The 11,620-nt window shown below is 66.2% G+C and carries 8 protein-coding genes; all 8 read right to left on the bottom strand.

Going from position 1 to position 11,620, the window contains the following annotated elements; genetic code table 11:
• Window positions 1-3 precede the first annotated feature (3 nt).
• The 8 genes from IHE46_RS13465 to IHE46_RS13435 all read right to left on the bottom strand — a co-directional run bounded on the left by IHE46_RS13465 (window position 4) and on the right by IHE46_RS13435 (window position 11,355).
• Entirely contained in the window at window positions 4-1,860 is a 1,857-nt protein-coding gene (locus IHE46_RS13465) for a right-handed parallel beta-helix repeat-containing protein (RefSeq protein WP_192165150.1), read from the bottom strand.
• Between the two features lie 25 nt (window positions 1,861-1,885).
• On the bottom strand, window positions 1,886-4,108 hold the full coding sequence (locus IHE46_RS13460; protein WP_225563044.1) for an alpha-N-acetylglucosaminidase: 2,223 nt from the start codon (window positions 4,106-4,108) through the stop codon (window positions 1,886-1,888).
• A 17-nt stretch (window positions 4,109-4,125) separates the two neighbouring features.
• Window positions 4,126-5,589, bottom strand: coding sequence for a GH1 family beta-glucosidase (locus IHE46_RS13455; protein WP_192165149.1), 1,464 nt, complete (start codon window positions 5,587-5,589; stop codon window positions 4,126-4,128).
• A gap of 27 nt (window positions 5,590-5,616) precedes the next feature.
• Window positions 5,617-6,837: an FN3 domain-containing metallophosphoesterase family protein gene (locus IHE46_RS13450; RefSeq protein ID WP_192165148.1), complete on the bottom strand. Its 1,221-nt coding sequence runs from the start codon at window positions 6,835-6,837 to the stop codon at window positions 5,617-5,619.
• 6 nt (window positions 6,838-6,843) lie between these two features.
• Window positions 6,844-8,595, bottom strand: a complete 1,752-nt coding sequence (locus tag IHE46_RS13445; protein WP_192165147.1) for an alpha-L-fucosidase — start codon at window positions 8,593-8,595, stop codon at window positions 6,844-6,846.
• A gap of 26 nt (window positions 8,596-8,621) precedes the next feature.
• Window positions 8,622-10,073 carry a hypothetical protein gene (locus IHE46_RS13440; protein WP_192165146.1) on the bottom strand — a complete coding sequence of 484 codons (1,452 nt, stop codon included), beginning with the start codon at window positions 10,071-10,073 and terminating at the stop codon, window positions 8,622-8,624.
• Between the two features lie 24 nt (window positions 10,074-10,097).
• A complete protein-coding gene (locus IHE46_RS17150; protein WP_255430895.1) occupies window positions 10,098-10,229 on the bottom strand; it encodes a hypothetical protein in 132 nt (43 codons plus the stop codon).
• 253 nt (window positions 10,230-10,482) lie between these two features.
• Window positions 10,483-11,355 carry a hypothetical protein gene (locus IHE46_RS13435; RefSeq protein ID WP_192165145.1) on the bottom strand — a complete coding sequence of 291 codons (873 nt, stop codon included), beginning with the start codon at window positions 11,353-11,355 and terminating at the stop codon, window positions 10,483-10,485.
• Window positions 11,356-11,620 lie beyond the last annotated feature (265 nt).

Raw genomic sequence — 11,620 nt, 5'->3', positions numbered from 1 at the left:
CTCCTACTGCTTCGGACAGGCTGTCGGCACGCGGATGGGCAACCCCGGTTCGGGCTGGCCATCCCGCACGCCGGCAGCCCGCTGCACGGCCAGGGCGGCGGCAGGCAAGGTTTTCAGACCCGTGAAATTGGGCGCCCACACCTTGGTCGGCCCCGCGTTGTGCGGCTTGCCCGTATCGTCGGTCCAGTTGTCCACGATGCGCAGGTGGCCGCTCCACGATGCCCACGCGCTCACCCAGGAGCCCAGCACCACGTTGTGCTCCACGTCGAAATACGTGCTGTGTTCGTCGAGGTAGACGCCATTGCCTTCGCCGCTGCGGCGCATGTCGATGGCGTTGCGCAGCACGCATGAAGTGTCGGGGGTCGACTGCGCCTGCGTGTAGATCGCGCCGCCGTCGGCCAGCTGCAGCATCACCCGCTCGATGCGGTTCGCCACGATGTGGATGGCCGATTCCACCGGCGCATCGCCTTCGTAATCCCAGCCCCAGCCCACCGAGATGCCGCTGTACGGCAGGTCGCCGATGGTGTTGTGCGCGATCTCCAGGCCGTTCACGAAGCCGGCCATGATCGCCACGTTGTCGCGGTAGGCCAGCGCCACGTGGTCGATGCGGTTGTCGTCGATCACCATGTCCGACGACTTGCTGGCCGGATCGGCGGGATGCCCTTCCGTATCCCCGGCGAACACCGCGCCGCCGCCGATGTCGGTGAAGCGCGAGTTCGTCACCGCCGTACCGTGCGTACCGCCCGCCAGGGCGATGCCCGCTGCCGCGAGCTGCCGGAAGCTGTCGCGGTCGAACACGATGTCGCGTCCCGCCTCCACGTCGACGGCGCTGCCTATGCGCGTCATGCCCTCGCCATTGTCGGGCAGCGCAATACGGCTGTGGCCGTCCACCAGGTAGCCGGCCTGCAGGGGCACGTAGCCATCGCCGGACTCCGGCTTGCGCCATTCGGTGCCGGCGAAGGCGATGCCGCTGAACACCAGGTCGTGCACCGGCGCCTTGAGGGTGCCTTTCAATACCAGGAGCTGTTCGAGCACGGGCAGTTCGATGGACGGTGCGCGCGCAGCCTCTTCGGGCGATGGCCGATAGCGCAGTAGGCGTTGCGCCGTGTCCACCGTATAGCTGCCAGGCGTGGAAGGATCGCCGGCAAGGTTCTCGAACCAGTCCACGCCGGCGTAGTACTTGCCCACCGGGCTGGCCACCGACCAACCGTTCTTGGCGGAGTCCAGCGTGACGTTGTGCCAGCACGGCTGCGCAAGGTCGACGCGATCCCGACCCAATGCGACCACGCTGCAGCGGAAGTCGCGCCAGCGTTCGTGCATCACCGCCAGCGAGCCCACCTGCAATGCGTGCAGGATCGGAGGCGGCACGTTCGACAGGCCCTTGGCATCCACCACGCAGTGCGGGCAAGCGGCGGTGCGTGTCGGCCAGCGGCGCTGGCCGTCGACATAGGCGCTAGACGGAGCATCTCCCGCCGGTAAGGCGAAACGCCACAAGGCGCCCTCGCGCGTGCCCTGCACGAGTTGGGCACCGGACAGCACCGGATGCGCTCCAGGCGCAGCCTGCCAGCGCACGGGGTGGCCTTTCGTGCCGCTGTCCGCTGCGTCGAACTGCAGCGGTTGCTGCAGACGGTAGGTGCCGTCCTGCAATTGCACGGTGATGTCGTCGTGGCCCCGCTGGGTACGCAATGTACGAACCTTCGCCTGTGCGGACTGCAACGTGCAGGGCGACGACGCGTCGCATGCGCCACTGGCCGAACCCGTGGGCGCGACATGCAGGGTTTGCGCAGAGGATGCGAAGGGCAACAGCAGCAACGCCGCGAGCGTCCAGAGCAAGCGGGTGGATGACACAAACGCATTCATGACATGTCCTCTTTCGACATCCGCTTCACGGCTTGCAGACTCCGAGTCGTTGCGCCACGTCGGAGGCCAGTTGCCACGGATCACCCTGCGGCGCGGTCGGCTGCTTCGTGCGCGAGACCGTCCACGCGTGTTCCATCGCGTACCAGTCGATCTTCGCTGGCGGCTTACGTGTCGCCAGCGACTGTTCCAGCGATGCGAAGAAACGCCGCCAGCGCGGCGCGTACAGGCCGCTCACCAGACCGGACAGCTCGCGGTTGGCGTAGTCGTGCAAGCCGCCTTCGTCGGCGCCCTGGCGTCCGCCCCAGGTGGTGATGAGCGTGCGCTGGTCGTATTCGAATTGCGCCGCTTCGGCATCGTCGGTCGCTGCCGCCTGTGCCGGCGCGAGCCAGTTGCCGAGCAGGAAATCCGGATCGCTGGCGAGCAGGCGGTCGAGCAGCGCCATGTCGTCCAACCATGCGGTATCGAGGGCATGCAGGCGCGCGGTATCTTTCGCATCGTAGGCCGCCTTGATCTGCGGCATCAGCAGGCGGGCGCGGTTGGCCAGCGTCTGCCGCGCTACGTCCACGACGTCGTGGCGATAGGCGCTGGTGCCGCGCAAGGCCGGCGCCACCTGCAACAGTTCGCAGATGGCCTGCTCGAAATGCCCAGCGTCGTAACGCATCACCCTCGGCGACCAGCTCGCCGCCGTGGACACGTCCTGCTCAGGGCGCGCCCCGAACAGGCTGTCCTGTGGCTCCGAATCACCATTGGACGGCATGGCATAGGCGGTCTCGCCGAGAATGCGCCATGCGGCCTCGGCATGCGCGTCGATGCCGCCGTAGCGGCTGTCGGCATAGGCCTTGAACCAGGCGGCCTCGTCGTGTGGCACGGGCTCCCACGCCAGTGCGGTGAATAGGGCGAACGCCGCCGGGTCGATGCCGCTGGCCTCGGGCATCCAGGCGATGCCGCGCAGCTTGCTGCCGGGTTTGTCGCGCCATGCAGTGAAACGCTTCAGCCACACGCCCGCATTCGCGCCCAGCGTGCTGTGGCCGCCGAAGTTGGGGATGCTGCCGAAGGTATACGGCACGCCGTGCCAGTCCTTCTCGCGGTCCAGCCCGTCGTAGCGGTCCGACAGGCCGTCGACGATCAGCAGATGCTCGTGATCCACCGCATCGAGCACCGCCGGCAACGGATTGTGCTGCCAGCCGAGCATCACCCAGCGCGCATCCGGATGCGCAGCCTGCAGCGCATCCATCACGCCGCGCGCGGCGTCGGCCACCGGCACCTTGCCGGCGTGGCCGCCTTCGTGCAGCAGGTCCATCTTGTACATCGTGCCGTCGCCGAACAGCGCCTGCTGCTGGCGGTAGAAATCCGCGGCGACCTTGGCGTAGAGCGGGTCGCGCGGGTCCAGCCAGTCCGGCCGTTTGAAGCCCACCCACATGCCCTGCGGCACCACGTCCGCACCGGGATGCTTCGCTGCGAAACCATCGGGTACCGTGCCGAAGTAGCCGGGGAACACCGGCGCCATGCCCAGCGCGTGCAGGCGCGCCACGATCTTCTGCGCCAGCGCCACGCGCCGCGCGTACTGCTGCGGCGACACCGGCGCGCCGAAACCCGACATGTTCTGCAGCAGCCACCAGGGCTGATGCGCGGTGGCGGGGATCCACGCGCGGATCTGCGCATCGCTGTAGCCGAAGTCCCGGAAAGTGCGGCGATACACCTCTTCCGTGCCGACCGGCATGAACACTTCGTCGATGCCGTGCAGCGCGAGCAGGTCGATCTTGTGCTCCCATGCCGGCCAGTCGAGGTAGGCATTCGAGTAGCCGTCGTCGGTATCGTTCAGCGCGTAGCGGTCCGGCACCACGGCGCGGCTGGCGATCGGTGCCGCCGGGGCCGGCAACGCGGCCGGCAAACGGGAGAGGCTGTCGCCGGGCCAGCCGATGCCGACATGCGCCACCCGCTCCAGGTACGTCTCCACGCCGGTCAGGATGACCGCGGGCGAGGTGCCCGCCACCACGATGTGCCCCGGCGTGCCATGGACCTCGAAACGGTCCGCGCCCTGCCCCCGCTCCAGGGCGACGAGTTCGAACTGCGTCTGCGCCCGCGGCAGCAGGCGCTGCAGGGCCGCACGCGCGGGCGACGTGTCGAAGGCCGGCGGCGGTGCGGCGGCGAACGCACCGCAGGACCACGCGCCCAGCCATCCGCACACCAGCATCGCCGCTATGCGGCGACGCGACCGCACGCCCTTTGTCGCTGCGTTTTCAAACATGCCTGCACTCCATATCTTCATAGGGCGTTGCGCGCGATCACCTCGCGGTAGAACTGCGAGCTGAGCTTGGGCGTGCGCTTCTGCGTAGCGAAATCGACCCAGGTGATGCCGAAGCGCTCGGAATAGCCGCGGCTCCATTCGAAGTTGTCGAGCAGGCTCCACAGGAAGTACCCGCGCACCGGCGCGCCATCGGCGATCCCGCACTGCAGCTCGCCGAGGTATTGCCGCAGGAACATCACGCGGTCGACGTCCAGCACGCGCCCTTCGGCATCCGGCGCCGCCGTGCTGGAGGTGCCGTTCTCGGTGATGTAGATGTCGCCGATGCCCAGCGCTTCGGCCATCAGCTTGGGCCCCCAGTACAGCGCATCCGGCGCGAACTGGATCCAGCTGCTCTGCATGCGCGGGTACGACCCGGGATATGGCACGGCTTCGTAGCCGCGCTCGTTGTCGGCGGCGATGTAGTAGTTGCCGGTGTAGATGTTGAGGCCCTGGAAGTCGGTCTTGCTGCCGATGATGCGCATGTCCTCGGGCGTGAACTTCGGCGCGTCCGCGCCCAGCGTCTTGAGGTACAGGTCGGTGTAGCGGCCGGTGTGCATGGCGGTGAGGTAGCCGGCGTTCTCCTCCACCGCGGCCTTGCGCGCGGCAGCCACGTGCTCGGGCGCGTCGAAGGCCGGCATCGGCGCGTCGATGCCTTCGGCCGAACCCACCCGCGTCTTCGCACTGGTCGTCGCGCGTATCGCCTGCACGGCCAGTCCGTGGCCCAGCAAGGCGTGGTGCCGCGCCTGCTGCAAGGGCTGCCCTTTCAGTCCCAGTCCCGGCGCCATCGCCGTGCTGCCGTAGCCGTTGCCGATGAAGGTGCTGATTTCGTTCATCGTCATGAAGTGCCGCACGCGACCGTCCAGCTGGCCGGCCATGTAGCCGGCGTAGTCGGCGAAAGCCTTGGCGGTGTCGCGGTACTGCCAGCCGCCCTTGCGCTGCAGCGCCTCGGGGAGATCCCAGTGGTACAGCGTGCAATACGGCTCGATGTTCGCTGCATGCAGGGCATCGACCAGCCGCTTGTAGAAATCCACGCCCTTGGCGTTCGGCTTGCCCGTGCCGTCGGGAAAAATGCGCGGCCACGCCACCGAGAAGCGGTACGCACCCACGCCCAGACCGCGCATCAGCGCGATGTCTTCGGGATAGCGGTGGTAGTCGTCGTCGGCCACGTCGGCGTTGCTGCCATCGGCGATCCGTCCTGGCGCATGCACATACGCGTCCCAGATCGACTCGCCGCGTCCGTCGGCCCTGACCGCGCCTTCCACCTGGTAGGCCGCGGTGGCGGTACCCCATACGAAACCCTTGGAAAAAGCGCGCCGTGCCGTCGCGGCGCCCGGCGAACCTACGGCCGCAGCTGCCGTTTTCGGCGCCAGCGGAACGGCGCATGCCGCCACGAGTCCGCCGACAGCCTTGGTGAATTGCCGGCGCGACAGGAAAAGATTCATGCGAAAGCCTCCAGGGAGCCGCTGCGTTTATTTGGCCTTGCGCGTCAGCGTGAACGCGTCGACCAGCTTGCCGTTGCTGTCGGTCACCTTGACCTTCAGCGTGGTGTCGGTGGCTTCGACCCAGGCCACCTGGTCCTGCCCTACCACCAGGATCGGGAAGTCGTTGCCGCGCTCGCCGGGCCTGATGTGCATGAAGCGGTGCTCGTGGCCGGCGATGAACAGGTCGACGTGCGCCTGGTTGGCCAGCTCGGTCCACTTCGCGTTGTCGCCGCCGGTCCAGCCCCAGTCCGGCTGGTGGCCGAGCACCACGGTGAACGGCGCGCTGCGGGTACGCGGCGCGGCCAACGCCTGGCCGAAGCGCGCCAGTCCTTCGCGGCGGTAGTCGCGCAGGTCGTTGAGGCCGGCGTAGACATTGGTGTCGTCGGGCTTGTCTTCGCCGGTGTCGACCGCGACCAGGTGCAGCGGGCCGTCGTCGCGCGCGTAGTCGTAACGGCCGTCCTGTGTATGCAGGTACGAGCCCAGCTCGCGCGCGAACGGGCCGCGGTATTCGTGATTGCCGTGCACGTAGAGCAGCGGCACGGTGCCGCCCAGGTCTTCGGCGGTCGGCGCCAGAAACACGTCCTTGAGCTGCTGTTCGCTCGCCGCCCAGTTCACCGTGTCGCCCAGGTGCGCCACGAAGTCCTCGGGCGTCTTGCGGATCTCGTCCAGCAGGGTGTGGATGCGCGAGACCTTTTCGTGGGTATCGGTGATCACGGCGAAGTGCGCGGCTGGCCGCGCGGCATCCAGCGTGGTGAAGCGCAAGGTTTCGCCCTGCACCGTGTTGCCGCGTTCCGGCCAGTATGGCCTGAGCGCCACCACGCGGCGGGAGGCTACCTGGTACTGATAGGTGTGGCCCGGCTCGAGACCGTCGATCACCACGCGGTGGAAAGTGCCGACGTCGAGCAGCCCGTCGTGCGCGGCCACCGCCGTGTGATCGAGCGCGTGCTCGCCATAGCGCACGCTGCCATCGGCGTCGCCATCGGTCATCCACTCCACCATCACCGAGGTGCCGGACACGTCGAGCAGCAACGGCGGCATGGTGATCGCCGGCGTGGTGTTCCACACTTTGTACGGCGCATCCGCATCGTCGTCGTGGAAAGGCTGCGCCTGCTTGGTGTCGGCCAGTGCGGGCCATGCCAGCAGCAAGCCGACCAGGGCGAAGCCGAGGTACGGCCAGCGGGAAGAACTCGGCAGACGGGTGTCACGCATCGATCTTCATCCTCCCTGGGATGGAACGGACGGGTTCGCAAGCGGTGCAAGCTGTACCGATTCGACGGTGGCCGGCAGGCGGTCGCCTTTGTGGAACGGCGCGACGGGCGTCAGCTCCACCTGCATCGCATACGGGAAGGCACGCAGGTCGCGGCTCACGCGCAGGCTGGCCGTGCCCTTGCCCGCCGGCAGCACCAGCGTGTGCGGATGGCCATCCACCCAGACATCCAGCTTCGCCGACGCTTGCGCATCGTGGTACTGCACGGTCAGCGCGTAGTCGCCTGCGCCGGCCTGCGCATGCCAGCGCAGTTTGTAGAGGGTGGACGGATCGTCGTAACCGTAGCCGTTGTAGTTGAGGAAGTGCTCGGCCTGGGCGACCGCAAGGTTCACGCGACCGTTCGCATCCGGCGCCACGGCATCCGGGCGGACGTGCAAGGCGCCATCGAGCGGAATCGCCACCACCGGCATGTAGCCCGCGTGCGCCAGGCCATCCACTTTCACGCTCGCACCCGACGCGTCGATCATGACGCTGCCGACACTCGCCTGCGCATCGCCCAGCACATGCCCGCGACCGAAGCGGGTCTCGACCACCCCGGGCAGATGCAGCACTCCATCCGCCGGCGGTTTCTCGACGAACAGATACAGCGTGCTAGCGCCCAGCGTGGCGTAGCCGAAATCGAGCTTCTCGAACGGCGAGGCATGCGTGCCGTAGATCGCCTCGCCACGCGGCTTGAGCCACGCACCGATGCCGCGCAGCACATCGGCCTCGTAAGGCACCACCGAGCCGTCGCCTTCCGGGCCGATGTTGAGGATGTAGTTGCCCCCCGCGCTCACCACGCGCACCAGCCGCGCGATGTTCTCGCGCACCTTGCCGGGCAGGTCGTCGCGCACCTGCCAGGAGCGGTAGCCCCAGGTCTCGGGGAACATCGACGCGGGCGACTGCCAGGGCTTCTCCATGCCCTCGCCCGGCTCGCTGTTGTCGCCCATCACGCTGAAATCGCCCTGGTGGTTCCACACCCGGCCCGACACCATGGTCTGCGGCTGCAGCTCGTGCACGGTGCGGGCGAAGCGCGCGCTCTGCGCCGGCGTGGGCTTGCCCATGTCGAACCACACCTCGCTGATCGGGCCGTAATGGCTCATCAGCTCGCGGATCTGCGCCACGTTGAAATCGGCCTGCGCGGGCGTGATCGGGTTGTCGTTGTCGGGAAGGTACTGGCCGTGCATCCAGTGCCAGTCGATGGTGGAGTAGTACACGCCGAACGGCATGTGCGCCCGCGCGCAGGCATCAGCCAGTTCTTTCACCACGTCGCGCTTGTACGGCGTGGCGTCCACGATGTCGTACTTGTCCTGTGCGGTGTGGAACATCGCGAAGCCGTCGTGGTGCTTGGCGGTGATCACGATGAACTTCATGCCCGCGGCCTTGGCCAGCGCCACGATGGCATCCGGGTCGAATTTCTCCGGATCGAAGCGCTTGGCCAGCGCCTCGTACTGGTCGATGGGCACCGGCGCGAAGGACTGGATCTGCTCGCTGTAGCCCTGCGTGATGCGCTTGCCGTCCCACACGCCGCCTAGCTCCGAGTACAGCCCGAAGTGGATGAACAAGCCGAACTTGCGCGCCTGCCAGGCCTGCACGGTGGCGGTGCTGGGACGCGGCCCCGCCAGGGCCAACGGCCGATCGGTGACGGCATCCGGGGCAGCCAGCAGGGTGGCCGGAAGCAGGCAGGCCAAGGCCAAGGCGGTTCGCGCGATGATGTTCATTCGTCCTCCCCTTTCCATAGTCACGCTCACGCCCATCGCAGCCAGACGGCACTGCCCTTCGAAACCGTGATGCGGCAAGCGCCGCCGGTGTCGGCGGACACATGGCCATCCGCCGCGAAGCTCACGTCGCGCCGGCTGTCCAGCGCCGGCGCACGCAGGCGCATCAGTTCGCCCTTGGCACCGTGCGGCAGGCCGCTCAGCGCGACCGCGGCATCGCGCTGCGCATCCTTGTTGATCAGCGCCACCAACACGGCATGACCCTGATTCGCCGCATAGGCCGTAAGGTTGACGCCGCCTGCATCGAGCCGACCCGGCAGCATCTGCGCCCCGGCGAAGCGCTGCGCCAGCGCGATGCCGTGGAACAGCGGACGCGGCTGGTAGCCCAGTTCGCGGCTGCCGGCGATGGCGGAATAGCGCGAGGCCATCGCGTCCCGCTGCGCCACGATGTCGCCGCCCGCGGGCGCCTTCGCCACGCGCCCCAGCGAAGTCTCCACCGAAGTCAACGTGCCGCCGTGGAAATGCATGCCGGCCACGCCGCGCTGCGCCAGCGCCAGCATGAAATCGGCGCCCCACAGCGCGGAGGCGAACACGTTGCTAGTGCCGTCGCGGCCGCCGTTGTAATAGGAATTGCCTTCGGAGATGCGGAACGGCAGCGCGTACTGATCCGCTACCTGCATGATCTGTTCGACCTCGCCGAAGAAGCCGGGATCGCCGGCGAGCATGTCCGGGATCGAACCGTTCTCCGCCGCCTCGCGGTAATAGTGCCGGCTGAGGAAGACGTTCTCCTTGGCGTGGCGCTTGGCGTACTCGATCACCCAGTCGGTGTTCGCACCGGTGTCCGGCCCGGCGATGGGCAGGCCGGCGGCGTGCAGCACCTTGGCATAAGGTACCCATGCCGCATCGAACTCGGCGTAGTCGTGCTCGTAGTTGTTCGCCTCGTTGCCGATCTGGATCGCCAGCAGCTGGTCGCCCACGAGGCGTTGCACGGTCTGCGCCAGATCCAATGCCATCTCCGGCGAACCGATGCGCAGGTTCACGCCGAACACCAGCTTCCAGCCCGTGGCGCGCACGAAACCGGCCAGTGCCTGCAGACCCTCCAGCTGCAGCACGTGCGGCTGCAGCAGCTTGCCGTGTCTGCGCGGGACGTAGGTCGGCATGCTGCCCTTGTAGCCGCCCCACACGGTGTCGTCGCTGGTGTTGCCGCCGATGCGCAGCACGCCGTGCGGATTCATTTCGCGGAACAGGCGTACCAGGCCGTGGTTGTCCGCGGCGAAGAAGGTGGGATCGGAAAGCTCCAGCGTCTCGTAGCTGAGGCTGGCGAGGCTGGTGTCGACGCGCCGCCCCGGGCTGGTCATATCCAGCGCGAAGCTCGCCTGCGTCGCGGATGCGTCAGCCCCCCAGGCCAGGCCATCGCAGGCAGCGGCCAGCGGCAGCAGCGCGGCGGCCTTGAGCAGGTTGCGGCGTGACTTGTTCACCATGATCTGCACACTCCTTCTTCACGTTCATTGAAAGCGGTTGTACTCATGGCCTGCCGTCTCGGCATCGGTGCCGTCACGCAAGGAGAAATCACGCGACGCATGGCCTAACTCGACCGTATAGCGGCCGGCGACGATGCGCCAGCGGTTCGTGCCCATGCCCGGTGGTCGCCGCAACGGCTGCGACTGGAAATTCCGGCCTCGGCAACGGTGTCGGCGTCGGTGCGAATGCACTGATGCCGCAGGGAAGCCGCGATTCCCATGGCGACGCATCGTCATATCGGATGCGTCGCCATCAATCTGGCATCAGATTCAGCGTCAGGACTTCGAACGGCACCAGCTTGAAGGAAGTCGCATGCCGGGCCATCGCCAATGGTGACCCGGCATGCCGTCGATCAACGAAATGCAACCATTACCAGCCCGTTTCCGCACGCACCCACAAATTGTGGGTACTCTGGGATCCGGAGTAATTCACCGAACCCAGGCACCCACCGTACGAAGATTCGCCATTGACGGTCGAGGTCAGTCCGTCAGGGGTGGAAGGCGCCCCAAATTCAACGTCAGCGTACGGAAGGCCACTGCATCCCGTGGGTACCGAAGACGGGAAGTATTCAACGAACCCAACACCATTGCTGGCCAGGGCTGTTGTATAGCCAATATTCCACGCGCCGATTTCCGTGGGCGTGCAGACCGTGGAGGCGTCCCGTTCGCCCCGAGCGGTAGTCACTTGGCATGCCGTGTTATCGACAATTTCTCCGTGCCACACGGAGGTTTTCTTGGCATCCCGATAAACCGTCAAGTTGTATTGGTGCCCCACCGCAAACTGCACGGTCAACTGGCATGTCGTTCCGTTGCCGCCGTCGGCTCCCGTGGAGCAGTTGGCCATGTTGACGGAACTGGAACCCGTCCCAAAGAAGCTGAAGTGCGCATTGTTCGTGCCGTTGCCTGCAGGCTGGATTCCGATGTAGGCCCCTTGACCCGATTCATTATTCGTGTTGATGAAATAGAACTGCTGCGCAAAGAAATAACCGTTCGCCGCGGGAATGCTGAACACCGTGAACGGAAAAGTGATGGAGGTAAGTCCTTGCGGCGGCGCATTGGAGACAGCGTAGTTCACGCTCACAATTCCACCGATCGCGCAATTCGTAGACGAAGACGAACTGCACCAGGTTTCAGCACGAACACGAGTCCCGGGAAAATAGAAGACGCAGAGCGCCAGCAAAAGAAGACCGATGTGAAAACTCATTTTGCGCTCGACCCTGGTATTTCTTGCAAAGCATTTCATAGCCACTCTCCTCTCTGCTTGAAGAAAATGAAAACAGCCGAACCACCACTCCCCATCAATAAGCAAGCGGAAGAGCCACTTCCGAATGATGGAAAATTAAAATATACGCAAGAACGTTTGCCTTCGACTCGCCATTTCGTGGCAGTCAGCAGTTACGGACGACCACGAACCGGACATCACTCAGCACAGCTGCTGAAGGATTGCATTAGCTTGCTCAACATCTGCCCACAATCATTTCCCCTTCTGCAAATGTCGTTCATTCGAT

Origin of the sequence: Rhodanobacter sp. DHG33 (genome assembly GCF_014843005.1) — a bacterium.
In the GTDB taxonomy this organism is placed as follows: Bacteria; Pseudomonadota; Gammaproteobacteria; order Xanthomonadales; family Rhodanobacteraceae; genus Rhodanobacter_A.
Note: the sequence above shows the minus strand (reverse complement) of the source record. Positions and strands in the feature narration are given on the sequence as shown.